General features: G+C 71.7%; 20 protein-coding genes and 3 pseudogenes. 10 read left to right on the top strand and 13 right to left on the bottom strand.

Going from position 1 to position 26,963, the window contains the following annotated elements; translation table 11 throughout:
* Window positions 1-29 precede the first annotated feature (29 nt).
* Both AB0H84_RS51190 and AB0H84_RS51185 read right to left on the bottom strand, forming a co-directional pair.
* On the bottom strand, window positions 30-1,058 hold the full coding sequence (locus AB0H84_RS51190) for a hypothetical protein (protein ID WP_357621394.1): 1,029 nt from the start codon (window positions 1,056-1,058) through the stop codon (window positions 30-32).
* 300 nt (window positions 1,059-1,358) lie between these two features.
* Complete coding sequence (locus AB0H84_RS51185) at window positions 1,359-1,562, bottom strand: zinc ribbon domain-containing protein (RefSeq protein WP_357621442.1); 204 nt, start codon at window positions 1,560-1,562, stop codon at window positions 1,359-1,361.
* Window positions 1,563-1,750: 188 nt separating this feature from the next.
* On the opposite strand from AB0H84_RS51185, the gene AB0H84_RS51180 reads away from it, so the two are divergent.
* The gene (locus AB0H84_RS51180) at window positions 1,751-2,371 is read left to right on the top strand and encodes an L-threonylcarbamoyladenylate synthase (RefSeq protein ID WP_357621391.1); all 621 of its coding nucleotides are present in this window, start codon (window positions 1,751-1,753) and stop codon (window positions 2,369-2,371) included.
* Window positions 2,372-2,484: 113 nt separating this feature from the next.
* Here the strand turns inward: AB0H84_RS51180 and AB0H84_RS51175 are convergent.
* From AB0H84_RS51175 to AB0H84_RS51160, 4 genes and pseudogenes are all read right to left on the bottom strand, one after another.
* A pseudogene (locus AB0H84_RS51175) lies at window positions 2,485-2,835 on the bottom strand (hypothetical protein); the annotation flags it as partial.
* A 139-nt stretch (window positions 2,836-2,974) separates the two neighbouring features.
* A pseudogene (locus AB0H84_RS51170) lies at window positions 2,975-3,717 on the bottom strand (AMP-binding protein); the annotation flags it as partial.
* Window positions 3,718-3,766: 49 nt separating this feature from the next.
* Complete coding sequence (gene rph / locus AB0H84_RS51165) at window positions 3,767-6,421, bottom strand: rifamycin-inactivating phosphotransferase (RefSeq protein WP_357621389.1); 2,655 nt, start codon at window positions 6,419-6,421, stop codon at window positions 3,767-3,769.
* 31 nt (window positions 6,422-6,452) lie between these two features.
* Window positions 6,453-7,175 carry a TioE family transcriptional regulator gene (locus AB0H84_RS51160; RefSeq protein ID WP_357621387.1) on the bottom strand — a complete coding sequence of 241 codons (723 nt, stop codon included), beginning with the start codon at window positions 7,173-7,175 and terminating at the stop codon, window positions 6,453-6,455.
* A gap of 42 nt (window positions 7,176-7,217) precedes the next feature.
* On the opposite strand from AB0H84_RS51160, the gene AB0H84_RS51155 reads away from it, so the two are divergent.
* Window positions 7,218-8,456 carry an erythromycin esterase family protein gene (locus tag AB0H84_RS51155; RefSeq protein WP_357621385.1) on the top strand — a complete coding sequence of 413 codons (1,239 nt, stop codon included), beginning with the start codon at window positions 7,218-7,220 and terminating at the stop codon, window positions 8,454-8,456.
* Here the strand turns inward: AB0H84_RS51155 and AB0H84_RS51150 are convergent.
* Entirely contained in the window at window positions 8,446-9,717 is a 1,272-nt protein-coding gene (locus AB0H84_RS51150; RefSeq protein WP_357621383.1) for an aldehyde dehydrogenase family protein, read from the bottom strand. The genes AB0H84_RS51155 and AB0H84_RS51150 overlap by 11 nt on opposite strands.
* Window positions 9,718-9,866: 149 nt before the next feature.
* Between AB0H84_RS51150 and AB0H84_RS51145 the strand changes: the two genes are divergently transcribed.
* The gene (locus tag AB0H84_RS51145) at window positions 9,867-10,883 is read left to right on the top strand and encodes an aminotransferase class V-fold PLP-dependent enzyme (protein ID WP_357621381.1); all 1,017 of its coding nucleotides are present in this window, start codon (window positions 9,867-9,869) and stop codon (window positions 10,881-10,883) included.
* Between the two features lie 259 nt (window positions 10,884-11,142).
* Window positions 11,143-12,942, top strand: coding sequence for a rhamnogalacturonan lyase (locus AB0H84_RS51140; RefSeq protein WP_357621439.1), 1,800 nt, complete (start codon window positions 11,143-11,145; stop codon window positions 12,940-12,942).
* A 51-nt stretch (window positions 12,943-12,993) separates the two neighbouring features.
* Here the strand turns inward: AB0H84_RS51140 and AB0H84_RS51135 are convergent, their stop codons facing one another.
* Window positions 12,994-13,236 carry a cellulose binding domain-containing protein gene (locus AB0H84_RS51135; RefSeq protein WP_357621378.1) on the bottom strand — a complete coding sequence of 81 codons (243 nt, stop codon included), beginning with the start codon at window positions 13,234-13,236 and terminating at the stop codon, window positions 12,994-12,996.
* A gap of 223 nt (window positions 13,237-13,459) precedes the next feature.
* On the opposite strand from AB0H84_RS51135, the gene AB0H84_RS51130 reads away from it, so the two are divergent.
* The 5 genes from AB0H84_RS51130 to AB0H84_RS51110 all read left to right on the top strand — a co-directional run bounded on the left by AB0H84_RS51130 (window position 13,460) and on the right by AB0H84_RS51110 (window position 20,216).
* Entirely contained in the window at window positions 13,460-14,218 is a 759-nt protein-coding gene (locus tag AB0H84_RS51130) for a beta-phosphoglucomutase family hydrolase (RefSeq protein WP_357621376.1), read from the top strand.
* Window positions 14,215-16,575, top strand: a complete 2,361-nt coding sequence (locus AB0H84_RS51125; protein ID WP_357621373.1) for a glycosyl hydrolase family 65 protein — start codon at window positions 14,215-14,217, stop codon at window positions 16,573-16,575. The genes AB0H84_RS51130 and AB0H84_RS51125 overlap by 4 nt, the downstream gene beginning before the upstream one ends.
* A gap of 118 nt (window positions 16,576-16,693) precedes the next feature.
* Window positions 16,694-17,251 (top strand): ATP-binding cassette domain-containing protein, encoded by a 558-nt coding sequence (locus AB0H84_RS51120; protein ID WP_357621370.1) that lies wholly within the window; start codon window positions 16,694-16,696, stop codon window positions 17,249-17,251.
* Window positions 17,248-19,596, top strand: a complete 2,349-nt coding sequence (locus tag AB0H84_RS51115; RefSeq protein ID WP_357621367.1) for a YhgE/Pip domain-containing protein — start codon at window positions 17,248-17,250, stop codon at window positions 19,594-19,596. Before AB0H84_RS51120 ends, AB0H84_RS51115 begins: the two co-directional genes overlap by 4 nt.
* Window positions 19,593-20,216, top strand: coding sequence for a TetR/AcrR family transcriptional regulator (locus AB0H84_RS51110; RefSeq protein ID WP_357621364.1), 624 nt, complete (start codon window positions 19,593-19,595; stop codon window positions 20,214-20,216). The genes AB0H84_RS51115 and AB0H84_RS51110 overlap by 4 nt, the downstream gene beginning before the upstream one ends.
* A gap of 33 nt (window positions 20,217-20,249) precedes the next feature.
* On the opposite strand, the gene AB0H84_RS51105 is transcribed toward AB0H84_RS51110, so the two are convergent.
* The 5 genes from AB0H84_RS51105 to AB0H84_RS51085 form a co-directional block, all read right to left on the bottom strand.
* Entirely contained in the window at window positions 20,250-21,572 is a 1,323-nt protein-coding gene (locus tag AB0H84_RS51105; RefSeq protein ID WP_357621361.1) for a cytochrome P450, read from the bottom strand.
* Between the two features lie 73 nt (window positions 21,573-21,645).
* Complete coding sequence (locus AB0H84_RS51100; RefSeq protein WP_357621358.1) at window positions 21,646-22,815, bottom strand: zinc-dependent alcohol dehydrogenase; 1,170 nt, start codon at window positions 22,813-22,815, stop codon at window positions 21,646-21,648.
* Entirely contained in the window at window positions 22,812-23,777 is a 966-nt protein-coding gene (locus AB0H84_RS51095; protein WP_357621356.1) for an SRPBCC family protein, read from the bottom strand. The genes AB0H84_RS51100 and AB0H84_RS51095 overlap by 4 nt, the downstream gene beginning before the upstream one ends.
* 143 nt (window positions 23,778-23,920) lie before the next feature.
* Window positions 23,921-25,294 (bottom strand): HAMP domain-containing sensor histidine kinase, encoded by a 1,374-nt coding sequence (locus AB0H84_RS51090; RefSeq protein WP_357621353.1) that lies wholly within the window; start codon window positions 25,292-25,294, stop codon window positions 23,921-23,923.
* A gap of 121 nt (window positions 25,295-25,415) precedes the next feature.
* The gene (locus tag AB0H84_RS51085) at window positions 25,416-26,279 is read right to left on the bottom strand and encodes an LLM class F420-dependent oxidoreductase (RefSeq protein WP_357621350.1); all 864 of its coding nucleotides are present in this window, start codon (window positions 26,277-26,279) and stop codon (window positions 25,416-25,418) included.
* 267 nt (window positions 26,280-26,546) lie between these two features.
* Here AB0H84_RS51085 and AB0H84_RS51080 point away from each other — a divergent pair.
* Window positions 26,547-26,963: pseudogene (locus AB0H84_RS51080) on the top strand (FAD-binding monooxygenase); the annotation flags it as partial.

Below are 26,963 nucleotides of genomic sequence, written 5' to 3'. Positions count from 1 at the left end.
TCCCACGGACGTGATCACCAGGACGTGCATCAGGCGCCGGAGCTCGCCGGGACATCGCAGGCCGCCTGCTCCACAAGAGATGTGGCAGTCACAGCGCGCAACATGGGCGGGCATAGCGCCTTGGCCCTCCGTTCAGGGATGCCGCCGGCGAGCGCCGCGTCCACCAGCGCGCGTCTCAACCACTCCGAGTCCGTAGGGCGGCCATCGTGGCGCGCGATCAGCAGGTCCTCGGGCGACCGAAGCGAACTCCGCACCCGGAGCCAGGGCATGACCGACTCGGGTATCGGGAAGGTCACGACATCCCGCTGGCTGTTGCGAACGGTGATCAGCACGAGCGACTCGCCCACAGCATGCAGGTCGCGACCGGTCAAGCTCGCCAGCGCGTCCACGCCGGCCCCCGTTGCTTCGAGCAGGGCCACGGCCGCAGCCTCCGTCAGTCGACCGTCGGCCGCCAAGCAGGAGGCACCATGGCGTAGCCGCCGCCGTTCGTCACGGGTCATCGCGCGCGGCCAGGTGATGTCCGGCGGCGTGGCCGCCTGCGAGAGAACACCGGCTGACCAGGCGAAGCGGTAGAAGGAGGACAACACGCGGCCTCTCGCGGTGACCGTGGCGCTTGAGAGAGGCTTCCCTGGAATGCGTACACCGACGGTGAGCGCCCCGGACCGGGCCTGCCGGCAATAGGTGTCCACGTGTTCCCCGGTGGCGGCGAGCAGATTCAGGCCCGGCTCGACCGTGTGCAACCAGCGGAGAAATGCGGCCAGGATCTGCACGCGGGCGCCTCTCCCGGCCACGCTGGGTCGTTCCTGCAGCCAGTCGGCCACGGTTCGCCACGCGAGGGGGTCCAGGGCGTCGATGAGGTCCACGTCCGCCTGGGACACCTGTCCGCCGTCGCCGGGTCGCTGACGCGGCCGCAACCCGGCGATTTCGACGATGCCGTGGGGATCTGCCGAGCGCGGCAAGGCTCCGGGCACGCTCTGACCCGCACCTCCACTGCTTGCCGGCACGCGGACCCCGGTGTCCGCGAGCGTATTGCGGTCCTCGGTCGGCGCGGCTGACATGCTCACCACGTGCGCAATGAGAGAAGGGCGATGATGAAGCGCGCCCGCCCTCGTTCGGCTCGATCTTCCGCGCGCCGGCCAGTGGAGCACCACATGGGGCCTCCCTCCGTCGTGCGGACATCGCCGCGCCCGGCCCGGGCGGGCCGTAGGCCATCGCACACGCGGGCAGGGCGGGCAGAGCCCGCCGTGACTGCCCGGCTTGATGCGCGCGGCGAGTCCGTGGTGATCACGGCTGTGGCCGTCGCCTTTGCTCGGCGGCCGCAGCCGCTCATCAGACCAGTCATCATGTGGATCTTCTCATCAACTGCTACCGGCTGAAGCCGGTGGTTTGGATTCAGGGTCCCGTCTGGCTGAGGGGAGGCCGGTAGCGTGTGGCTGGTTGACGGCAACCCAGCCCGCGGCGCCGCGTCGGGCGATGTTGCGGGCCGCGATGTGGTCGGCGTGCCCAGAGAGGCCGCACCGGGTGCAGGTGAAGCGGCCGCGTGCCATCCGGTTCGTCCTGATGGTCCATCCGCATCGCGGGCAGGGCTGGCTGGTGTAGGCGGGATCGACGAGGCCAGGATGCAGGCGATCCCGGCCCGGGCGGCCTTGTAGCGGGTGAACGCGCTCTGCTGGGACGCTGCCGGACGGCGAGACCGTGCTGCCCTGGGGCCGCCTGTCCTGCCATGGTGACGACCCCTAAGATCCGAGGCGTGGCCAGATACTTCGATCTTCATCCGGACAATCCCCAGCCTCGCCTGATCAGCCAGATCGCCGAGATCCTGCGGGCGGACGGGCTCATCGCCTACCCCACCGACTCGTGCTATGCCCTCGGATGCCGACCGGGCAACAAGGAGGGCCTGGACCGGATCAGGGAGATCCGCGGCCTGGGCAGCGACCACCACTTCACCCTGGTATGCCGTGACTTCGCCCAATTCGGCCAATTCGTTCGCCTGAGCAATGCGCTGTTCCGCCAGGTCAAGGCGGCGACTCCCGGAGGGTACACGTTCATTCTGCCCGCGACCAAGGAGGTCCCGCGGCGGCTGCTGCATCCCCGGAAGAAGACGGTCGGCGTCCGCATCCCCGATCACGTCGTCACCCAGGCGCTGCTGGCCGAGCTCGGCGAACCGCTGGTGTCCAGCACCCTGCTGCTGCCCGACGAGACCGAACCTTCGACGCAGGGCTGGGAGATCAAGGAGCGGCTCGACCACGTGGTGGACGCGGTCATCGACTCCGGCGAATGCGGCGCCACTCCGACGACCGTCGTCGACTTCTCGCAGGAGGAACCCGAGATTCTCCGCCGGGGCACGGGAGACACGTCCCTGTTCGAATAGCTGTCGTCCACCGAGGCCGACCGACGTACGGTGATCACCAGCAGCTCAGGAAGGGATCTTCGGGCAGAGTCCCTCGGTACGGACGCCTTCGCGGCCGCCAGGAAGGCGCCCAGCAGGAACGCCGTCGCCGCCAGCAGGGCCGCGCGGTACCCCGCGTGTGAGGCCGCCAGCGCGCACGCTCCCACGCCGAGGCCCCCGCCGAGCATCCGCAGTGACTGGAAGAGCGTCATCGCCCGGCCCATCACCTCCGGCCCGACCGTCGCGAACGCCGACACCTGCACCGCCGTCACCGCCTGGCCGAGCACCAGCCCCACCCCGAACATGGCGGCCCGCAGCCCCCACTCCCCCGGCTCGGCCAGGGCGAGCAGCGCGAACAGCGCCGCGCCGCCGAGCAGTCCGGCGGCGATCACCCGCCTGTCGCCCCACGTCGCGCAGGCCCGGTCCACGACGAAGCCGGCGACCATGAGCCCCAGCGCCTCGGGGAACACCACCAGGCCGGCATCCGCCGCCGAGGCCCCAGCACGTCCTGGTACATGAGCGGGAACAGGAACACAGCTCCCACACCGAGAAGTCGAACGCGTACGAGTGGAACAGCGTCCACACGTCCGACGCCCCGAACCCGAACCAGTGGTCGGTGGCCGACAGCAGCCGCACGACGTTGTGGTGGGTGACGACCACCCCCTTGGGGCGGCCGGTCGAGCCAGAGGTGTAGATGACGTACGCGGCGTCGCCCGGCCGCAGGTCACGCTCGGGGTCGTGGTCCAGCCACTCCCCCAGGTCGTCCAGCCAGCCCTCGTCCACCACGCACACGGGAGCGGCGTCGGCGATCATGTGGTTGACGCGGTCGGCCGGGTACGACGGGTCCAGCGGCAGGTAGGCCGCCCGGTCTTGAGCACCGCGAGCAGCGCCGCCACCAGGTCGGGCGTGCGGGGCAGCGACAGGGCGACGACGCCGCCTGGACGGGCGCCGTACGCGATGAGGCCGTACGCGATGAGCTTGTGCGCGAGGCGGTTGGCGCGGGCGTTCAGCTCGGCGTAGATGAGGTCGCCGACGGCGGTCGCGCCGGGCGTGCGGCGCGCCTGCTCCTCGAACAGGCCGGGCAGGGTGGCGCCCGGCTCGCTGACCAGGTCGCCGTTCCACTCCTGGAGAAGGGTGCGGCGCTCGGCGGCGTCCAGCAGGTCGAGGCGGCCGATCGGCCGGGACGGGTCGGCGAGTGCCTGGTCGAGCAGGCGGGTCAGCCGCCTGACGAGCGCGCGGGCGGTGGCCCGGTCGAACAGGTCCCGGCTGTATTCGAGGAAGCCGGTGCCGGTGGCGTCCAGAAGGAGGGTCGCGATGCCGGCCGACAAGCGAAAGGGCGGCCCCGGGAAAGCCCGGGACCGCCCGTATCCGGCCAGGTCAGAGCAGCTCGACGTACCCTTCGGTGCCGTTGAGCCGGATGAGCTGCCCGTCCTTGATGAGCTGGGTGGCGTTCTCCACGCCGACGACCGCGGGCAGGCCGTACTCCCTGGCGACCACCGCGCCGTGGGTCATCACTCCCCCGACCTCCATCACCACCCCCTTGACGGAGACGAACAGCGGCGACCAGCTCGGGTCGGTGAAGACCGTGACGAGGATGTCACCCTCCTCGACGGCGGCCTCGTCCATGCTCAGCACGATCCGGGCCCGCCCCTCGACGACGCCCGACGACACCGCGATGCCGGCCAGCGCGCCCGCCGGCAGGGCGCCGGTGTCGTACTCGCCGGAGATCACCTCGCCCTCGGAGGTGATGACGCGCGGCGGCGTGAGCTTGCGATACTCCTCGAACGCCGCCCGCCGCTCCTCGATGAGGGCGTGGTCGAGCCGCCCGGTCCGCGCCACCTCCCGGAACTCGTCGAACGACAGGAAGAAGACGTCCTCGGGCTCCCTGACCACTCCCCGCCCGGCGAGCCGGCCGGCCTCGGCGAGCAGCGCCTGCTTGTACAGCTCGTACCGCTGGAGGAGGGCGTGCTTGGAGTACTCCCGGTAGCCGATGAAGTGGCGGATGAGGCTCATCCGCCGCGCCGCCTTCTTCGCCTTGCGCTCGCCGCCGGGCAGCGCCTGCAGGCGCTCCAGCAGGTCGGCGACCGTCCGCTCGGCCTCGGCGCGCCCCCGCTCCACCTTGCGGGCGCGCTCGCCGGGCGCGTAGTTCCTGACGTTGCCGAGCAGGAGCGGGACGAGCTGGGCAGGGTCCTCGCTCCACCGCGTCCTGGTGATGTCGATGTCGCCCGAGCAGTGCATCCCGTACGCGCGCAGATAGCCCTCGATCGCCTCGCGGGCCTCGGGGCCGCCCTCCAGGCCGTCGAGCCCGGTGAGGAGCGTGTCCCGGCCGGCCCGTTCGAGGTGCTCGATCACCTCGGGGTACGGGCGGATCGCGTCGGCCACGTCGAGCAGATCGAGGCCCATGGCCGCCACCACGTTGTGGTCGGCGGACCGGGCGATGGCGTCGGCGGCGTTCTCCACGCCGAGCCAGGTCTTCATGTGCTTGTCGACCCAGTTCACCGCCTGTATGCCGACGAAGGCCGCCGCCACGCTGCGCGGGTCGAACGTGAGCCTGGCCAGCACGTCGTGGTCGTCGAGGATGTACGCGAACAACTCGTCGCCCGACTTGCCGGCGATGCCCCGCCGCAGCTCCTCGACCGTCCTGTCGTTCTCGGCGATCAGCTCGGGCACGACGCCGGCGTCGTCGCTGCCGGACAGCTTCAGGTACTGGCGGCCCATGGACAGCAGCCCGCCCTCGCCGAAGTTCAGCATCTCGGTCTTGCCGTGGGCCAGGTCGCGCATGAAGTCCTTCCTGGTCAGGACCTGGCGCAGGGCGTTGGCCATGAGGACGTCCACCTGGCCGAGGCTCTTGAGCGTGACCGCGCGGGCCCACGGCGAGGAGAGCTCGGGCGACACGTCCTTGTAGAAGCGGCCGCCGGACACCGTGCCCGCCGAGCGGCCCAGCCGGTCGTGGAGGAGGGCGAAGACCGACAGGCCGAGGGGCTTGAAGGCGTCGGTCATCATCTGGCGGTGGCCGTACGACATGAAGACGTGGTTCTTGCCGTCGGACACGGGCGGCACGGGGTAGAGCGTGGTGACGGGGCGGCTCTGCAGGATCTGGAAGTCGCCCTCGACCAGGCCCCACTCGATGTCCTGGGGGCGGCCGAAGTGGCGCTCGATGCGGCGGCCGAGGCGTTCGAGGCGGACGATCTGCTCGTCGGTCAGGGTCTGGACGTGCCGGCGCGCCGGCTCGATCGCCCGCTCCTCGGTGCCGCCGTCCGGGGACGGGCGCAGCTCGACGGTCTGGGTCACGACGTTCCGCGCGATGATCTCGCCCGCGCGCACCCGGTAGTTGTCGGCGTTGGCGACGCCCGACACGAACGCCTCCCCCAGGCCGAACCCGGCGTCGATCGAGACCACCTTACGGTTGCCCGTCACGGGGTCGGCGGTGAACATGATGCCCGCCGCCTCGGGGAAGACCATCCGCTGCACGACCACGGACACGCGGACCGCCCGATGATCGAAGCCGCTCTTGATGCGGTAGGCGACCGCCCTGTCGGTGAACAGCGACGCCCAGCAGCGCCGCACGCTCGCGAGCACCGCCTGCGCCCCGCTGACGTTCAGGTAGGTGTCCTGCTGCCCGGCGAACGAGCTGGACGGCAGGTCCTCGGCGGTGGCGCTGGAGCGCACGGCCCACGGCCCATCGCCGAGCTCGCCGAGGTGGCGCAGGATGTCGCTCTCGATCTCGGGCGGCACGGGCAGGGTCTCGACGGCCGTCCTGAGCCGCGCGGCGGCCTCCGCGACCCCGCCCCGGTCGTCCGCCCGCAGCCCCGACAGCCCGTCGATCAGTCCGGCGACCGTCCCGTCCGACTCCACCACCGCGCGGTAGGCCTCGGTGGTGACGCAGAAGCCCGGTGGCACCCGCGCGCCCTCGACGGCGGTCAGCTCGCCCAGGTTGGCCCCCTTGCCACCGACCAGGGGGAGCAGGGTCTTGTCGATGTCGTGGAAGCCGAGCACGTATGCACCCATGGCGTCTTCCCATCTGCCTGTCACGGCGGATTACTATACAGAGCTGTACTGTATCTTAATCCTTCGGCAGACCCTCCCGGAGGTAGGCGTCAAGCGCGGCGGCTCCGGCCAGCATGGCGCGGCCGCGCGCGGAGAGCCGGGCCTGCCAGTCGCGCAGCGTGGCCTCCAGGGGCGCCAGCCCTCCGGCGGCGCGCACCTGGGCGAGCAGCGGCGCGATCTGCTCCAGCAGGTAGCCGCCGCGCCGGAGCTGGTGGGCCAGCCGGGCGTCCCGCACGTCTGCGGCGGTGTAGACCCGGTAGCCGGTTTGAGGGTCGCGTCGCGGCTGGACCAGCCCGGCGGCCTCCCATTTGCGCAGGGTCGCGGGCCTGATCCCGAGCCTCCTGGCCAGCGGGCCGATGAAGGTGACGCCGCCCGGCCCCGGACGTTCGGCGGGCCCGTCCTCGGACGTCAGGTCGCGCAGCGCCCGCTCCACGGCCAGCAGCGTGCTGCGGTCCTCCAGCAGTTGGGCGTGGCTCTCGTCGATCAGCCGCAGGGCCTGCTCGACGGCGCCCCTGTTGACCTCCCGCATGATCGAGGTGGCCGTCTGGTGCCCGTGGCCCGGCACCAGGGCGAGGAACGCGCGCAGGGCCCCCGCGTGGGCGGGGGTGTAGGCGCGGTAGCCGCTGGGCGTGCGCGCCGCCGGCGGGAGGATGCCCGCTTCTTCGTAGTTTCGGATCGCCTGGGTGGACAGGCCGTGCACACGCGCCAGGTCCACGGGTCGGAGTCGCTCACGAGGCATCGGCAAAGTTTACACAAGGAGTTCAACGATACGGTTGAAGGCATGTCCTCCGAGATCCTTGCCGCGGCCCGGCCCTTCGACAGCACCTCGATCACCGGGCTCCTTCCCGCGCCGCCCCGTCTGCTCGGCCTGGGTGAGCCCCTGCACGGCGAGGAGGCGCTTCCGGCACAGCGCAACGAGGTCTTCCGTCAGCTCGTCGAGCACGAGGGGTACCGGTCGATCGCGATCGAGAGCGACTGCCTCGCGGGCCTGATCGTCGACGACTACGTCACGCGGGGCGTGGGGACGCTCGACGACGTCATGCGGCGCGGCTTCAGCCACGGGCTCGGCGGGTCGGCCGCCAATCGGGAGCTCGTGGCGTGGATGCGGTCGTACAACCGCGACCGGCCGGCGTCCGGGCGGATCCGGTTCTTCGGCTTCGACGGCCCGCTCGAGATGTCCGGCCCCGGCAGCCCCCGGCAGGCGCTCGCCGGGCTGCACGGCTACCTCGCCGCCCATCTCGACGTCCTGCCCTTCGACGACCTCGACCGGCTGCTCGACACCGACGCCCGGTGGACCGACCCCGCGGCGACCATGGATCCCGCCCGGTCCGTCGGTCGCTCCGGCGAGGCCGTCTCGCTCCGCCTCCTCGCCGACGACCTCGTGGCCCTGCTCATGGCCGAGTCGCCGCGCCTGATCGCCGCGACCTCACGGGAGGCGTGGTGGCGGGCCTCCTTGTACGGGCGCACGGCCACGGGCCTGCTCCGCTACCACGCCGGGATGGCCGACCCGTCGCCGGCCCGGGTCGGGCGCCTCATGGGGCTGCGGGACGCGATGATGGCCGAGAACCTCCTGGCCATCGCGCCGCCGCACGGGCCGGTCCTGGTCCACGCCCACAACCGCCACCTCCAGCGCGACAGGAGCGTCTGGCGGACGGCCGGCTGGCCGGGCGGCGACCTGCTGCTGGAGTGGTGGAGCGCCGGCGCGATCGTCGCCGCGCACGTGGGCGCCGAGTACGCCTTCCTCGCCACGGCGCTCGGCGCGGCGCCCCACCTCGGACTCGCCGCTCCCCCGCCGGACACCCTGGAGGGTGTCCTGTACGCCTCACTCGCGGACGATCGCTCCCTCGTCGACTCCAGGCGCCTGAGCACGGTCATCGCGGACGCCGGGCTGACGCTCCGCACCTCCGCCAACCACGGCTACCTCCCCCTGGACCCCGGCCAGGTGGGCGGGACGGACGGGATCGTCTTCATCAGGGACATCGCCCCGGCCGGGGGTGACGACGGTCCCGTCAGGACGTGAACCGTCCGCTCGGCACAACCACGTACTGCCGCAGATACAGATCACGGAAGCTCACCGGACCGCGTGGGCCGGGCACCCGGTCGATGTTGATGCCGGTCTCGGGCAGCCGCAGCAGCTTGAAGCCGTCGAGGAGCCGTGTGGTGGAGTTCCAGAAGACCCCGGAGCCGGCGTAGGCGTCGATGAACCGCGCGGCGACCGCCGGGTCCTCGGTCGCGATGGCGGCGGCCAGCCCGGATGTCTCCTCATTGGCGACCCGGGCCGCGTGCAGCGGGCCGTCGACGGCGTCGACCGTCACGGTGGCCGCACGCTTCGGGTCGAGCGACCACTCATACCCGCGCGGGTGGGTGTGCGGGGGCAGGGAGGCGGTGACGCCGAGGCGGTCCAGGACCTGGAGAATGCCGGGCAGCCGCTCGTCGTAGACGGACCGGTCGATGAGCAGCAGATTGAGCCGGTTGCACACGCCCAGCCGGTCCAGGCTGTCGGCGATCAGCTGATGCACGACCTTGTCGTCGGCGGCCGGATCCACGTACAGGACCCCGCCGCCGTCGGCATGGGCGAGGGTGCGCACGCCGTGGCGGGCGGCCTCGCGGCCGAGGTCGCGGGTGCTCTCTCCGCTGCCGCGCAGGATGACCAGCGGAATGAGCTCCGGCAGGGACACCAGCGCGTACGCCGCCGAGCGGTCTTCGCTGGGAACCAGCTGGATGGCGTCCGGATCGAGACCGGCCTCGCCGAGGGCCGGTGCGATCACCTGCTCCACGATGGCCCGGGAGGAGCGGAGCGCGGCCGAACCGGTGCGGAGCACGCCCGCGTTGCGTGACTTGAGGAACTGGGAGGCGATGTCGAGGGTGACGTTCGGACGTGCCTCGAAGTTCGCGCCGATGACGCCGACCGGCCGGCGGCGCTCCAGCAGGGTGAGGCCGTCCGGGCGCTCTTCGAGGGCCCGGTCGCGAGGCTCGTGCGCCACGTCCGCCAGCGTGCGCAGCTCCGCCGCCATGCTCTCCAGCCGTGGGCCGGTCAACCGCAGCCGGTCCTGGAGGGCGGGTGACATCCCCGCGGAGACGGCTGCGGCGAGGTCTGCTTCGTTGGCGGACGTGAGGGTGTCCCGCGCCGCCCGCAGCCGTTCCGCCATGGCGCGCAGCGCGGTGTCGATGGCCGTGTCCGTCGCGTTGTGGAGGGTCGCGCAGCTCTGCTTCGCCCGGAGCGCGCAGGCACGCACCGCCTCTTCGGCGGACCGGGTCTGGCCGTTGTCGTCGCTGGTCAAGGGGCGTCCTTCTGCAGGCCGGGGCGCATGGGCACGTTCAAGGGGATCGTAGCATCGTTCAACAATCCACATCGAACAGCGCGATGTCGGCTTTGGGGATCATCCGCAGCGGTGCCCATCGCCCGCACCGAGCACCCTAGGCTGATCAGATGGATATCGCCGCTGCGGGCACGCTCTGGGACGCCGATCCCGGCTGGCTCAACACCGCCTCCTTCGGCCTGCCACCTCGCCGCGCCTTCGAGGAGCTCCAGGCCGTCCTGACCGACTGGCGGCACGGCAGCAGCGACTGGAAACCCTGGGACGCGTTCGTGGGCCGCTCCCGCGAGGCCTTCGCCCGCCTCATCGGCGTCCCGGCCGGCGATGTCACCGTCAGCTCCACCGTCTCGCAGATCATGTCCACCGTGGCCACGGCGCTCCCGCCGGGCGCGCGGGTCGTGGTGCCGGAGATCGAGTTCACCAGCAACCTCTTCCCGTGGGCGGTGGCCGCCGAGGTCGAGACCGTCCCCGCCGACCGGCTGGCCGACGCGATCGACGGCTCCACCGCCGCCGTCGCCTTCAGCCTCGTCCAGTCCGCCACCGGCTACGTCGCGCCGCTCCGGGAGATCGTCGAGGCCGCACGGGCCCATGGCGCGCTCGTCATCGCCGACGGCTCCCAGTCCTGCGGCTGGCTGCCCGTCGACCTCGAGGGCGTCGACGCGCTGGCCTGCGCCGCGTACAAGTGGCTGATGGCACCGCGCGGGGCCGCGTTCGGCTACCTGTCGCCCGGCCTGCGCGAGCGCATGCGCCCGCTGGCCGCCAACTGGTACGGCGGGGCGGACGAGGGCGGCTCCTACTACGGCCCGCCGCTGCGGCTGGCGGCCGACGCGCGGGCGTTCGACCTGTCGCCGGCCTGGTTCTCGTACGTCGGCGCCGCCCCGGCCATCGAGCTGCTCGTCGAGCTCGGCGTCGAGCGGGTCCGCGACCACAACGTCGCCCTCGCCAACCGGTTCAGGACCGGACTCGGCCTGGAGCCGTCCGACACCGCCATCGTCTCCGTGGACGCCCCGGGCGAGCGGCTGGCGGCGGCCGGGATCCGGGCGGCCGTACGCGCGGGAAAGGTACGCGCCAGTTTCCACATCTACAACACGGCCGACGATGTCGACCGCGCGCTGGACGCCCTGACCTGACTCCGGGGGCTTGCGGGGGCGAGGGGCGGAGGCTTTAATACCGCGCGGCGCGGGGCAGGACGCTCCCGCCGCCGACGAGGAGAGACCCGTTGAACGTTCCCGCAGCTCCGGTCCTCACTTCCAGAACCTTCCTTACCGGCGCGTCCGTGTCAGCGCTGACCGACGGCCGGAGCCCGCGATGAAAGTTTCGTTTTTTCGGGCCTATGGGAAAGCGCTTACCGCGAAGGGAGTCAGCAACGTGCGTTTACGACTGGCCGGCATGGTGACGGTTCTCGCCCTGGCGATCGGCGGCGTGCCCGCCCAGGCCGCACCGCCCACGAAGCAGATGGAGGACCTTGACCGCGGCCTGGTCAGCGTCCGGTCGGGCTCGGGCAACCTCGTGTCCTGGCGGCTGCTCGGCACCGACCCCGACGGCGTGGCCTTCAACGTGTACCGGGGCTCCACCCTGGTCGCCGCCAACCTCACCGCCTCCACCAACTATCTGGACAACGGCGCCGCCGCCGACGCCTCGTACACGGTCAGGGCGGTGGTCGGCGGGACCGAGCAGGCCGCCTCGCCCGCCTCGCTCCGCTTCACCGGCGGCTCCTACCTCGACGTGCCGATCCAGCCGCCGTCGGGCGGCACCACGCCGGACGGCGTCGCGTACACCTACAGCGCCAACGACGCCAGTGTCGGCGACGTGGACGGCGACGGCCGGTACGAGATCGTGCTCAAGTGGGACCCGTCCAACGCCAAGGACAACTCCCAGTCCGGCTACACCGGCAACGTGTACGTGGACGCGTACCGGCTGGACGGCACCCGCCTGTGGCGCATCGACCTGGGCCGGAACATCCGCGCGGGCGCCCACTACACCCAGTTCCAGGTCTACGACTACGACGGCGACGGGCGGGCCGAGGTCGCCATGAAGACCGCCGACGGCACCAGGGACGGCCGGGGAACGGTCATCGGCAACGCCTCGGCCGACTACCGCAACTCGAGCGGGTACGTCCTGTCCGGCCCCGAGTTCCTGACCATGTTCAACGGCCAGACCGGCGCCGCGATGTCCACGGTCAGCTACGACCCGCCCCGCGGCACCGTCTCGTCCTGGGGCGACTCGTACGGCAACCGGGTGGACCGGTTCCTGGCCGGGACGGCGTACCTGGACGGTGAGCGTCCCTCGCTGATCATGGCGCGCGGCTACTACACCCGCTCCGTGATCGCGGCCTGGGACTTCCGCAACGGCACGCTCACCAAGCGCTGGACGTTCGACAGCAACTCGGCGGGCTCGCAGTGGACCGGCCAGGGCAGCCACAGCCTGTCCGTCGGCGACATCGACCAGGACGGCCGGGACGAGATCGTGTACGGGGCCATGGCCGTGAACGACAACGGCACCGGCATGTGGAGCACGGGCACCGGCCACGGCGACGCGCAGCATCTGGGCGACTTCGACCCGGCCAGGGCCGGTCTGGAGTACTTCAAGGTGAGCGAGTCCGGCTCGCAGCCCTCCTCGCTCTACATCGACCCGCGTAACGGCCAGATCCTCTGGTCCACGCCCGCCAACGGCGACAACGGCCGCGGCGTGGCCGGCGACATCTCGACCGTCAGGGTGGCGAGCGAGTTCTGGTCCGCCGCCGACGCCAACCTGCGCAGCGTCACCGGCAACAACGCCGGTCGCAAGCCGTCCTCGGTGAACTTCCTGATCTGGTGGGACGCCGACCCGCTGCGGGAGCTGCTCGACCAGACGAGGATCGACAAGTACGGCACGAGCGGCGACACCCGCCTGCTGACCGCCTCGGGCGTGCACTCCAACAACGGCACCAAGGCCACTCCGTCGCTGTCGGCGGACCTGTTCGGCGACTGGCGCGAGGAGGTCATCTGGCCCACGAGCGACAATCGGGCGCTGCGGATCTACGCCACGACCACGCCGACCGACCGGCGCATCTACACCCTGATGCACGACCCGCTCTACCGGGTGTCGGTCGCCTGGCAGAACACCGCCTACAACCAGCCGCCGCACACGAGCTTCTTCATCGGCGACGGCATGCCCACCCCGCCCCGGCCGAACATCTACGTCCGCTGACCTCGAAGCGGCCCACCCAGCTGAGTGAGGGACGGGTGGGCCGCGAGGTGGTCAGGCGCAGGTGTAGCCGGACGGGAGCGCGGTGTCGCCGTTCGGGCGGCTGCCCTGGAAGCCGACGTTGGTGAGGCTGGCTCCTGGGGCGATGGTGCCGTTGTGGCCGACGTTCCTGATGGTCACGGTCTGCCCGGTGACGGTGGCGGTGCCGTTCCACGAGCCGGTCAGCGTGTGCCCGGCCGGCAGGGTGAAGGTGACCGTCCATCCGTTCATCGTCGAGGTGCCGGTGTCGGTGATCACTCCCTTCTGGATGAGGGCAGGCGATCAGTCTGAAGAGCCCTTCGAAATGTGTCAACGAAGAGCCGAAATATTTCGATCATTAACCTCATGGATGTCTGCATGAGCTGCGAAGACACCCCGCGTGAGTGCCGAAAGTTTCGACACGGGGCCTCCTCGGTGAGAAGCATGGGATGGGGGGTAGTTCGCCACGCAGGCACGGAAGACGTGCCGGATCGGGGGGCTGATGCTCGGGCTGCCTGACGGAGTGCGCGGGTGTCTCTTCGACATGGACGGCGTGCTGACGCGGACCGCCACGGTGCACGCCGCCGCGTGGAAGTCGATGTTCGACGAGTTCCTGCGGCGGTGGGCCGACCGGACGGGACAGCCGTTCGTGCCGTTCGACGCGGTCGCCGACTACGACCGCTACGTCGACGGCAAGGAGCGGCTGGACGGCACGCGGAGCTTCCTGCGGTCCAGAGGGATCGGCCTGCCCGAGGGGTCGCCCGGCGATCCGCCGGACGCCATGACCGTGCACGGCCTCAGCAACAGGAAGAACGCCCTCGTCCAGACGGTCCTCGACAGGGACGGCGTGGAGACCTTCCCCGGCTCCGTCCGGTACGTGCTGGCCGCCCGGGACGCGGGGCTGCGCAGGGCCGTCGTGTCGTCGAGCGCGAACACCGAGCGGGTCCTGTCGGCCGCCGGCCTCACCGGCCATTTCGAGGCCCGCGTCGACGGCGTGGTGGCCCGGACGCGGCATCTCGCCGGCAAGCCGGCCCCGGACATGTACCTCGCGGGCGCCGAGGCGCTGGGGCTGCAGCCGTCGGAGGCGGCGGTGTTCGAGGACGCGCTGGCGGGGGTGGCGGCGGGCCGGGCCGGGCGGTTCGCCTTCGTCGTCGGCGTCGACCGGACCGGGCAGGCGCAGGCGCTGCGCGAGCACGGTGCCGACATCGTGGTGAGCGACCTCGCCGAACTGCTGGACCCGCGCTATGGGGCGGCGCGGTGATCCGGCATCCGGCGTTCGCCGTCGAGCCGTGGACGGTGCGGGAGTGCCGGCTCGACCTGGACGTGCTGGCGCAGACCGAGTCGGTGTTCGCGCTGTCCAACGGGCACATCGGCCTGCGCGGCAACCTCGAGGAGGGCGAGCCGTACGGGGAGCCGGGCACCTACCTCGGCGGATTCTACGAGGTGCGGCCGCTGCCGTACGCCGAGACGGCCTACGGCTATCCGGAGTCGGGGCAGACGGTGGTGAACGTCACCAACGGCAAGGTGATCCGGCTCCTGGTGGACGACGAGCCGTTCGACGTGCGGTACGGAACGCTGCACGAGCACGTGCGGGCCCTGGACCTGCGCGCGGGGACGCTGACCCGCACGGCTCTGTGGAGCTCGCCGACCGGAGGCCAGGTGCGGATCACCTCCACGCGGCTGGTCTCCTTCACGCACCGCGCGGTGGCCGCGATCCTGTACGAGGTCGAGGCCGTCGACCGGTCGCGGCACGTGGTCGTGCAGTCGGAGCTCGTCGCCAACGAGACCCGGCAGTACACGAGCGGCGACCCGCGGGTGGCCGCCCCGCTGGAGTCGCCGCTGGTCCTGGAGGAGAACCTGCCGGCCAACGACGGCGTGGCGGTCATGGTCCACCACACCCGGGCCAGCGGCCTGCGGGTGGCGGCCGCCATGTGCCACGAGGTCGACGGGCCGGACGGCACCCAAATCGACGCGCAGGGCAGCGCCGATGTCAGCCGGGTGACCGTCGCCACGCGCCTGCCGCCGGGCCGGCGGCTGCGGCTGGTCAAGTTCTTCTCGTACGGCTGGTCGGCCCGGCGCTCCCGGCCCGCCATGCACGACCAGGTCGTCGCCGCGCTGGCGGCCGCCCGGCTCGTCGGCTGGGACGGGTTGTGCGCGGATCAGCGGCAGTTCCTCGACGCGTTCTGGGAGGGCGCGGACGTGGAGGTCGAGGGCGACGCCGAGGTGCAACAGGCCGTCCGGTTCGGGATGTTCCACCTGCTGCAGTCGTCCGCGCGCCTGGAGGACCGCGCCATCCCGGCCAAGGGGCTGACCGGCTCCGGTTACGACGGGCATGCCTTCTGGGACACCGAGATCTTCGTGCTGCCCGTGCTCACCTACACCTACCCTCGGGCCGTGGCGGACGCGCTGTCGTGGCGGAGGGGGACCCTGCCGATGGCGGAGGCGCGGGCCACGCAGCTCGGGCTGTCCGGGGCCGCCTTCCCCTGGCGGACGATCCACGGCGAGGAGTGCTCCGGCTACTGGCCGGCCGGCACCGCGGCGTTCCACATCAACGCCGACATCGCCCACGCGGTCACGCACTACGTCGACGCCACCGGTGACACGGCGTTCGAACGCGACATCGGCCTGCCGCTGCTGGCCGGGACGGCCCGGCTGTGGTGCGCCCTCGGCCATCACGAGAGCGACGGGCGGTACCGCATCGACGGCGTGACGGGGCCCGACGAGTACAGCGCCGTCGCCGACAACAACGTCTACACCAACCTGATGGCCCAGTTGAACCTGCGTGAGGCGGCCGAGGCCGCCGCCCGCCATCCCGACCTGGCGGCGCGGCTCGGGGTCACCGAGGAGGAGATCACGACGTGGCGGGAGGGGGCGAGCGCGATGTCGGTCCCCTATGACGAGCGGCTGGGCGTCCATCCGCAGAGCGAGGGCTTCACCCGGCACAGCGTCTGGAACTTCGCCGCCACCAAGCCGGACCAGTACCCGCTGCTCCTGCACTTCCCCTACTTCGACCTCTACCGGCGGCAGGTGGTCAAGCAGGCCGACCTCGTGCTGGCGCTGCATCTGCGCGGCGACGCGTTCACGGCGGAGCAGAAGGCCCGCGACTTCGCCTACTACGAGGCGCTGACGGTTCGCGACTCGTCGTTGTCCGCCTGCACCCAGGCGGTGATCGCCGCCGAGGTGGGGCAGCTCGAACTCGCCGACCGCTACCTCGGCGAGGCGGCCATGATGGACCTGGCGGACCTGGAGCGGAACACCGTCGACGGGCTCCACATGGCCTCGCTGGCCGGGGTGTGGATCTCCCTTGTCGCGGGATTCGGCGGGATGCGCGCCGGCCAGGGCCGGATGTGCTTCGCCCCGAGGCTGCCGCCGGGCCTCACCCGGCTGGCCTTCCGGCTGCGCTACCGCGGCAGCCTGCTGCACGTCGGCGTCACCAGCGGGACGACGAGCTACCGGCTGCTGGACGGCCTGCCGATCACGTTGACCCATCACGGCGAGCCGTTCCCGCTGAGCGCGGAGCCGGTCACCCTGCCGAACCCGCCGGCGCCGGCTCCGCGGCAGCACGTCCAGCAGCCACCCGGCCGTGAGCCCGCCCCCCGCCGGCCTCTGTGTCCCTGAGGAAGAGCGCCGCACCTGTGCCTGAAGGTGACGAATGCCACCACATCATCCGGAGCGCGGCGCTCGGCCCAGGTCTATCTTTGTACTGACTGGTCAGTATAAAGATTGAGGAGTCGAGTTGATCATTGCGGAGGGGCTGGCGGTCGAAGGCGTGTATCCGGAGGTCTCGTTGAAGGCCGGGGCCGGCACGCTCACGGTGGTCGCGGGTCCGGCGGGAAGCGGGCGGACGAGCCTGCTGTTGACGCTGGCCGGCCGGATGAAGCCCACGAAAGGCACCCTGAACGTCGCCGGGCACGTCACGCGCCGGGCCATCCGCAGAGCCGTGGCGCTGGCGCTGGTCGACGGCGTGACGGATCTGGACCGGTCGCTGACGGTCGGGGAGCACCTGCGGGAGCGGCGGCGCCGGCCGTACCAGGAGGTGCTGGAGCGGGTCGGGCTGGCGGGCCAGGAGCGGGTGCCGGCGCGGGAGCTGGACCGGGAGCGACAGGTGCGGCTGGGCGTCGCGCTCGCGCTGCTGGACGAGCCGGAGATGATCGTCGCCGACAACGTGGACGCGGGTCTGCCCGCCGACCGGCAGCAGGCGCTGTGGGACCTGCTGCGCGACCTGGACCACACGGTGGTGGCCGCCTGCGTGACGCCGCCCGCCCGCTTCGACCAGCTCGTGGAGCTGTCGTGAAGGGCCTGTTGCGGTCGCGGCTGACACGGGCCGCGCTGGCGGCGGTGGTGGTGCTGCCGCTCCTGTACGCGGGACTGTATCTGTGGTCGTTCTGGGACCCGCAGGGCAACCTGGACCGCGTGCCGGTCGCGCTGGTCGTCGAGGACCGACCGGCCCAAGCCGCGGGTAAGACCCTGCACGCGGGCCGTGACCTGGCCTCCGAGCTGCTGAAGCGCGACGTGTTCTGCTGGCACGAGGCCACCGCGCGGGAAGCGGCCGACGGTGTCGCCGACGGCACCTTCTATCTGTCGCTGACCGTGCCCGCCGATTTCAGCGCCAAGCTGGCCTCACCCGCCGACGACGCCGCCGCTCCGAGCCCGGCGCGGCTCGGGCTGCGCGTGGACACGGGCCGCAGCTACGTCATGGGCAGCGTCTCGGACGCGGTGTTCAACGAGGTACGGGCGGCCGCCGAGCGCACGGCGATCCACGACTACTTCGACAACGTCTTCGTCTCGATCGGCGACATCCACGACAAGACGACGGAGGCCGCCGAGGGCGCGGACAAGCTGCACGACGGCGCCGTGCGACTCGGTGACGGCGTCTCCCGGCTCAGCAGCGGCCTGGGCACGGCCGAGAACGGCGCCCGGCGGCTCTCCGCCGGCCTGGGCGGCGCCAACACCGCCACGGTCCGGCTGCGTGACGGCTCGGCCCAGGTCACGCAGGGCCTCACGCAGGCACAGCAGGCGATCGGGCAACTGCGCGACGGCCTGAACAAGCTCCGCACGGAGGGAACCGCTCCGCTCAGCTCCGGCGCGAGGCAGGCATACCAGCAGGTCCACGCTCAGACCCGGACGATCAACCAGCTCGCCGACACGTACGTCCCCGTACTGGACGACTGGGGGCCGAAGATCTCCAAGGCCGCCGAGGCGGTCGCCACCGCCGCCGACAAGGTCGCCGCCGGCGGCGGGCCGACCGGCGCCGCTCCGACGAGTACGGGCAGCGTCCGCGTGGCGAGCACCCAGGCGGGCAGCGCGGCCGACAGCGCCAGGGAGGCGAGCTCGCAGGCACAGGCCGCGATCGACCGCCTCGGCGCAGACGCCGACCCCCAGGTGCGCGAACTGCTGCGGAACGCGGCAGCCGCCGCGCGACGGGCCGCCGCCGAGGCGGACCGAGCCCAGGACGCCGCCCGGACGAGCGCGGCCGGCGGCACGGGAAGCGACGCCGCCCGGACGAGCGACGCCGGCGCCGTCGCGGACCTGAGGAACCAGGCGAGGGAGCTGGCGAAGCAGGCTCGCGAGATCGCGGCCGCGGCCCCCGGGCTCGGCTCCAGGCTGGACCACGCCAAGGACCAGCTCAACGCCCTGGACGCGGGCCTGGGCAAGCTGGCCGGCGGTGCCGCGAAGGTGCACGCGAGCCTCGGCACGGCCGCCACCGGCGCGAACCGGCTCTACCAGGGCGCGACCGCGCTGGCCGACGGTTCCCGCCAGGTCACCGACGGCATCGGCCGGCTGAACGGCGGGCTGGTCAGGCTGAGCGACGGCGCGAACGAGCTGAGCACCGGTGTGGACCGGCTCCACGACGGCGCCGGCCAGGTGGGCAAGGGCATGACCGGCCTCGCCGAGGGTTCGAAGGACCTGGCCCGCGGGCTCGGCGACGGCGCCGCCCGGATACCCGACTACGACAGGAAGGAGCGCGACGCCCGCGCGGACATGATGAGCGACCCGGTCCGGCCGGCCAAGACCGTCGACAACGAGGTGCCCAACTACGGCACCGGCTTCGCGCCGTTCTTCCTGCCGCTGTCGCTTTGGGTCGGTGCGATGATCGCGTACATGGTGCTGAAACCGCTGAACCAGCGGCGGCTGGCGGGCGCGACGGGCGCGGTGCGGATCGCGCTGGCGGGCTGGCTGCCGGGGGCGGCGCTCGGGGCCGCGCAGGTGGGCGTGCTGGTGGCGGTGCTGCGCTTCGGGCTCGGGCTGGAGGCCGCGCACTGGGCCGGGGTCGTCGGGCTGCTGCTGCTCGCGGCGGCCGCGTCCATGGCGGTCGTGCAGGCGGTGAACGCGCTGCTCGGCCCGCCCGGGCGGGTCGTGGCCCTGGCGCTGCTGATGCTGCAGCTCACCTCCGCCGCCGGGACGTATCCCATCGAGACGTCGCCCGGGTTCTTCCAGACGATCTCGCCGTGGCTGCCGATGAGCTGGACGGTGTCGGCCCTGCGCAGGCTGATCAGCGGTGGCGATCCGACGGTGGTGTGGCAGGCTTGCGGCGTGCTGTCGGCTTTCCTCGTACTCGGGCTCGCGCTCACCACGCTCGCCGTGGAGCGCGGCCGCATCTGGACCGTCAAGCGCCTGCACCCGGAGCTGGCACTGTGAGCGAGCGAAGCGAGCGAACCAATGGGCACAGCAGCGAGCGCACCGCCAGACGCGGGAGCCGGCAGGACACCCGGCTGAAGGTGTTCAGGTCGGCTGTGGAGCTGATCGCCGAGCTGGGGTACGCGGCCACCACGGTCGACGCCATCGCCGAGCGGGCCGGGGTGGCCAAGGGCACCGTGTTCTACAACTTCGGCAGCAAGGAGGGGCTGTTCGAGGCGCTGCTGGAGCACTCGATCAGCAAGCTCGCCGAGGCGCTGGCCGCCGCCGATACCGGGGAGAGCGCGCTGGACGCGCTCGACTCGGTGGTGCTCGGCCAGCTCAGGTTCTTCGAGGAGCACGGGGCCTTCGCCCGGGTGCTGCTGGCCGAGATGTGGCGCACGGCGTGGCAGGAGGCGGTGGCACGGCTGCGCCGGAGCGCGCTCAGCGTGTACGCCAACGTGCTGCGCCGGGCCGCCGCGAACGGCGAGATCCGGGCCGACCTGGACGTGGAGACGGCGGCGACGGCCGTGTTCGGCATGGTCCTGACGGTTGCCATCGAGCGGCGCGCCCTCTATCCGGACCGGCCGATCGAGCGGACGCACGCGACACTGGCCGAACTCCTGCACGGCCGCATCAAGTAGCTCGCGGGGCGCGGGCGGGGCGGCGAGACCAGGTCACCGGGGCGTCAGGTTCATGCGGATGCCGTCGGCGGCCCATAAGACGAACCGTTCGACGGGGACGACGTCGTGCCCGGAGGCCGGCTGGAGGCGGAACCTCCTCAGCAGGATCGCCAGCACCAGCTCGGCCTCCACCATGGCCAGGCTCGCGCCTTCGCAACTGCGCGGTCCGAGGCCGAAGGGGATGTAGGAGTAGCGGGGTCGCCTGGCGACCTCTTCGGGAGCGAAACGGCCAGGGATGAACGCCTGGGGGTCCGGCCAGTACCGCGGGTTCATGTGGACGGCCCAGAACGGGTAGAAGATGGTCGTCCCTGCGGGGATCTCGTAGCCGGCCAGCACGAGGTCCTCGGTGGTCTGGCGAGCCCCGTACGGTCCCGGCGGATACAGGCGCATCGATTCCTGGAGCGCCATCCGCAGCCGGGGCAGCCGTTTGAGATCGGCGTACTCGGGCGTCACGCGATCGCCCAGCGCCCGGTCGATCTCCGCCGTGACCCGTTCGGCCTCGGCGGAGTGCCGGGAGAGCAGGTGGAGGGTCCACGAGACCGCCACGCCGGTCGTGTGATGGGCGGCAAGCATGATCATCAATACGGTGTCCCGTATGCGGGCCGGGCTCATCCCGGCCGCGGCCAGAGCCGCGACCAGGTCGTTGCCGTCCGGCCGGGCCGAGGCGAGCACGCCGTTCACGACCGTGCGCAGGTAGGTCAGCGCCTCCTGCGCACGCTTGCGTCCCTGCTCCTCCGTGCCCGGGTCGGCGGGCTGGTACAGGCGGCCCAGGTACTCCGTGAGCACGACCTCGAAGGCCGTCACGACGTCGTCCGGGTCGTCCACGCCGTTGCCGAGGGCGTACTGGCAGATCATCCGGAGCGACAGCGCGCTCAGGTCCTTCTGCAGCTCGACCGGTCCGTCGCCGGCGCGCTCCGCCCACCGGTCGGCCAGGTCGCCGGCCAGCGCGGCCAGGCCGGCGAAGTGGGCCTCGTGCGAGCGGCGGCCGGCCAGCACGGACAGCACCGCGCGGCGCCACGGTGTGTGCTCGTCCGCCGGCAGGGTCTGCAGGTTGCCTGCCTCGCACAGCGGCGCGAGGAACGCGAACAGCTCCTCCGGCCGCTTGTCGATCCCGGCCGTGGCCTCGAGCAGCACCGGGTCCGCGACGGAGACCGCCGAGTCCGCGCCGGGCAGCTCGAAGCGTACGACCGGCCCGTATTCGGCGTGCAGCCGCAGCTGGTAGGCGTGCAGGCCGCCCGCGGAAGCGATGTCATGCAGCCCGCCGTCGCCTCGCGCGGGCGGTCCGGGAATCACCGACACGTCTCCTCCCAGTGACATGGATCTTCTTCCACGTATCTCTCCTGACGGCCTGCTTGGCAAGGTGCGGATCAGGTCATCCGGCGGCCGGGGCTCAGGGTGTCAGGACGACCTTGTTGCAGTCGTCCCGCTTGTTCTTGAACAGTTCGAAGGCGTGCGGCGCCGCGCTGAGCGGCAGCCGGTGCGAGATGACGAAGCTCGGGTCGATCTCGCCGGCCCGGATCCGGTCCAGCAGGGGCCGCAGGTAGCGCTGGACGTGGCACTGGCCGGTGCGCAGCGTCAGCGACCGGTTCATCAGCGAGCCCATCGGGAACTTGTCCAGCAGCCCGCCGTACGTCCCGACGACGGCGACCACGCCGCCGTTGCGGCAGGCCAGGATGGCCTCGCGCAGCGCGTACGGGCGGTCGGTCTCCATCCGCACGGCCTGCTTGACGCGGTCGTAGCCGTACATGGCCGGGGTGGGGTGGTGGGCCTCCATGCCGACGGCGTCGATGCAGGCGTCGGGCCCGCGCCCGCCCGTCATGTCGCGCAGCGCGTCCAGCACGTCCACGTCCTCGTAGTTGAGCGTGTACGCGCCCGCGCGCCGGGCGTACTGCAGCCGGTACGGGAAGCGGTCGATGCAGATGACCTTGCCCGCGCCGAGCATGTAGGCGGCGGCCACGGCGAACTGCCCGACCGGGCCCGCGCCCCAGACCGCGATGGTCTGCCCCGGTTGGATGTCGCACATCTCGGCGGCCATGTACCCGGTCGGCAGGATGTCGGACAGGAACAGCACCTTCTCGTCCGGCAGGTCGTCCTCGATCTTGATCGGTCCCACGTCGGCGAACGGCACGCGCGCGTACTCGGCCTGACCGCCGGCGAAGCCGCCGAGCAGGTGCGAGTAGCCGAAGACGCCCGCCGGCGCGTGCCCCATCAGCTTCTCCGCCAGGCCCGCGTTGGGGTTGGAGTTCTCGCAGATCGAGTACAGGCCCTCCGCGCAGGCGAAGCAGCGGCCGCAGGCGATCGGGAACGGCACGACCACCCGGTCGCCGGGGCGCAGGTTCGCCACCTCGGGGCCGACCTCCACGACCTCGCCCATGAACTCGTGGCCGAGGACGTCGCCCTTCTTCACCGCCGGGACGTAGCCGTCGACCAGATGCAGGTCGGAGCCGCAGATGGCGGTCGAGGTGACGCGGACGACGGCGTCGTGGGCATTGAGTATGCGCGGCTCCGGCACGTCCAGCACCTCGACGGTGTTGCGCCCCATGTAGCAGTTGGCCTTCATGACCGGCCTCCCACCGGCTGGGCGGGGCGCTGCCCGAGCGGGCGCAGCAGCCGGACGCCCTCGGGGCTGCCCTCGGAGAGCAGCACTTCTCCCGTCTCCATGATCTGCTTGAAGCGGCGCAGGTCGTCGCGGAGCTGCTGCTCCGGGTACTCGCCGAACATCCTGGCCACCGTGGCGCCGAGAGCCCGGCCGCGCCCGCGGTACTCCAGCGTGACGTGGACCGCCGTCCCCCGCCCGGCGGGACCGTCGGTGAACCGGACCGAACCGCTCGTGGTGACCATGGAGCCGCGCACCGACGCCCAGGCGATCAGCTCGCCGGCCTGCTCGTCCAGGATCTCCGCCTCCCACTCCACGTCCGCCGTCGCGACCATGGCCCGCCACCGCGAGCGGCGCTCGGCCGTGGCGCGTACGGAGTCGAGGTGGAGCATGAACGCGGGCAGGTTCTCGAAGTCGCGCCAGAAGGCGTAGACCTCCTCGCGCGGCCGGTTGACGGTGATCGAGGCCTGGAGCCTCATCGGCCGCCTGACGCCGAGGCCGGAGGAGCACAGGGCGGTGGTCAGGTCCAGGGCCGTGATGCCCGCCACGGCGGCCGTCGCCGCGACCGCCCGCCGGCGTCTCCGGCCGGAGCCGCCGGAGGCTCTCGAACGGCCGGAGCGGCCCGAGGCCCCCGAACGGCCCGAGCGCCGCGAGCGGCTCGTCACCGCCCTGCCCAGCAGGGCCAGGTCCAGCGCGTCGCCCACGACGCGGCTCCAGGTCCACGGTCCGGGCCGGCGGCTGCCCAGCAGCGCCGCCCCGTGCATCAGCTGCCGCGTGCCCACCATGCGCGTCACCGTCCTGGCGAGGCGGGAGTCGTCGACGCCGCTCAGGCGGTTGACGGTGCGCGGCGCGGCCAGCTGCGCGGCGCCCAGGGCCAGGCTGACCCAGCCCAGCGCGCGGGCCAGGGTGTCCGATTTCGTGCTCATGCGTCCCCTCACATGACTGGTCGAGATTCGTGCCGTACGAGCGGCGGACGTCTCCAGGCCATGAAGGTTTCGCGTGGCGCGATCAGCTCGTGCCGGACTCCCCCGCGCTCCGGCCAGTACCCGATTGACCTGCCATGACACCCTTAGTCGAGAGGGAGGCGGAGGACGAAGCGGCTCCCGTGGGGGCTGTCCTCGATCTGGAGGGTGCCGTTGTGCGCCTCGGCGATCTGCCGGGCGATCGACAGGCCGAGGCCGGTGCCTCCGGCGTCCCTGTCGCGGGCGGTGTCCAGCCGGGTGAAGCGCTGGAAGACCAGCTCGCGCTTGTCCGGGTCGATGCCGGGCCCGTTGTCGATCACTTCGAGCATCGCGACGCCGTGCGGGTAGCGCTGGGCGTCACGTTTGCAGCTGGGCTCATGCCGTACGTGGAAGGCGACGGTGGTGGCGGCGTGCCGCTCGGCGTTGTCGATCAGATTGGTGAGCAGGCGCGACAGGTGAAACCGGTCGCCGGTCACCACCACGCCGGGCTCGAGCGAGTACTCGAACCGCTTGTCCGGCTTCGGCCGCCTCTCGCACTCCGAGGTCACGAACTCGGCCAGGTCGATGGACTCGTGCCGGCCCGCCGTGCCCGCCTCCAGCCGTGCGATCGTCAGCAGGTCGCCCACGATCGCCTCGAGCCGGTCCAGGCTGGACAGGATGGTGGCGCCCAGCGTGGGCACGCTGGTCTCCTCGGGCGCCTGCAGGGCGTCCTCGACCTCGGCTCGTATCGCGGCGATGGGGGTGCGCAGTTCGTGGGAGGCGTCCGAGGTGAAGTGGCGCTGCTGGTTCATCGCGGTCTCCAGCCGTCCCAGCGTCCGGTTGACGCTGTCGGCCAGGTCGCGGATCTCGTCCTGGCTCGGCGGGAGAGGCACCCGCCGGTCGGGGCGGGTCTCCGTGATCCGGTCGAGCTCCGCCCGGATGGCGGCCACCGGCCTGAGGGACTCGGTGACGATCCGATGGCCGATCACGGTGATGGCCAGGGCCATCAGCAGGGCCGCGCCGATCACGGTCCCGCCCAGCCACGGATCGACGTACGGAGGGACCACGGGCGAGGAGCTGTAGACCACCCAGTCCTGCCCCGCCCGGTCCGCCGACTGCGCGACCACCGTGTGGCACTCGCCGGAGGGGAAGACTCCGCCGCATACGGTGCCATTGAGGATCTTCCTGCCGTCGGGGTTCAAGTCGGCCATGGCCGGCTTGCCCCGCAGCGCCGGCGTCGACGCGACGACCCGCCTCGTGGCGTCGACGATCTGCACGTCGCGGCCACCGCGATCGACCAGCGGCGTGGCGAACTCGTTCTGCTCGACCTCGTGCGCCACGCGGCCACCGGCCGCGGCCAGCTCTCCGATGAGATTTTGCATGGCGAACCGATGGGTGGCGATCAGGACCGTCGCGGCCAAAAGCGCGGACAGCAGTGCCGCCACCACTCCGGCGAACAGCGTGATACGCGTCGTAATCGACCAGCGTCGCTGAGTCTCCATACGCCAATCCCCTCACCCAGTCGAACACGCGGTCCGTAGCAGGCTGTGCACGGGGGGTTCGGGGATTGGCATGGGAGCTGCCAAGACCTCGCCAAGTCTCGGCGGCGCTGGAACGGCAGGCTCAGCGGCCGAGCGGGGTGATGGCGGATATCCGTACGGCGACCTCGGCCAGGTGGGTCAGCCATGCGTCGTCGGCCGGGTCGGGCACGGCGACGATGACGTGATCGATGCCCAGGGCGGCCAGCTCGGCACAGCGCTGGACACTCTCCTCCACGCTCTGGCCCTCGGGGATCCGCAGGTGAAGGGTCTTCTCGATCTCCTCGTAAGGCCGTCGCAGCCGCTCGCAGTGGGCGCGCAGCACGTCGAGCTTGTGCCGTACGTCGGCGCCGTACAGGAAGTTGCAGGCGTCGGCGTACTGGGCGACGAGGCGGAGGGTCTTCTTCTCCCCGCTGCCGCCGATCAGGATGGGCGGGTTGGCGCGCGGCGCGTCGAGCGTACGTTCCAGCTGGTAGTGCCGGCCGTGGTACGGCTTGTCCTGGCCGCTCCACATCTGGCGGGCGATCTGGAGCGTCTCCTCCAGCCGCTCGAACCGCTCGGCCAAAGACGGGAAGGGGAGTCCCAGGCCGCGGGCCTCGGGCTCGTACCAGGCCGCGCCGATGCCGAGGACGGCACGGCCGCCGGAGAGCGCGTCCAGGGTGCTGACCTGCTTGACCAGCAGTCCGGGCGCTCGGTAGACGGCGCCGGTGACGAGCGCGCCCAGGCTCACCCGGCTGGTGAGGGCGGCGGCGTAGGACAGCGCGCCGTACGCCTCCAGCATCGGGTCCTCCGCGGAGCCGAAGTTGGGGATCTGGAAGAGGTGATCCATCACCCAGAGGCTGCGCAGGCCCGCCTGGTCGGCGCCCCGGGCGACGGCGGCGAACCTGCCGGCGATGGCGGCGTCGCCGCCGGGCCAGGTGAAACGTGGGCAGGTCAGACCAAGGTCCATGGGAGGACTCCTTCATTCGGATGAACGGGGGCGCCCGCCGCAGGCAGAGCGTCACTGCGTCCGCGGGCATGAAAAAACCCTCTCGCCTGGGCTGCGCCCGAGGCCGAGAGGGCTCCGTGGACATCATTATCTCACGCCCACCGCCGCACGTTCGACACTCCTGGCTACTCTACGTGATATATCGATAGCAGTAAGTGGCAATCGGGGGTTCTTGTGAAGATCGCGTGCGTTGGGGGCGGACCAGCCGGCCTGTACTTCTCGATCCTGATGAAACGGGCCGATCCGGCCCATGACATCACCGTCTACGAACGCGATCCAGCCGGATCGACGTACGGCTGGGGCGTGACCTTCTGGGATGAGATGTACCAGAATCTTCACCTCGCCGATCCGGAGTCCGCGCGCGCCATCGGCGAGCACATCGTCCGCTGGGACAGCTGGGTCACCCACCTGCACCGCCGCGCGACGTTGACGGTGGACCACGGCGAAGAGGGCTTCGGCATCGGCCGGCACCAGTTGCTGGCCGTCCTGGCCGAGCGGGCCCGCTCCCTCGGCGTGCGCATCGAGTACGAGCACGAGATCACCCACGAGAACGAACTGGCCGGCGCCGACCTCATCGTGGCCGGCGACGGCATCAACAGCACCCTGCGCGAACGCCACGCCGCCCACTTCGGCACCCAGATCACA

Origin of the sequence: Nonomuraea sp. NPDC050786, from assembly GCF_040654115.1 — a bacterium.
GTDB lineage: Bacteria > Actinomycetota > Actinomycetes > Streptosporangiales > Streptosporangiaceae > Nonomuraea.
The sequence above is the reverse complement of the archived record's forward strand: the minus strand, read 5'-3'. Positions and strand labels throughout refer to the sequence as shown.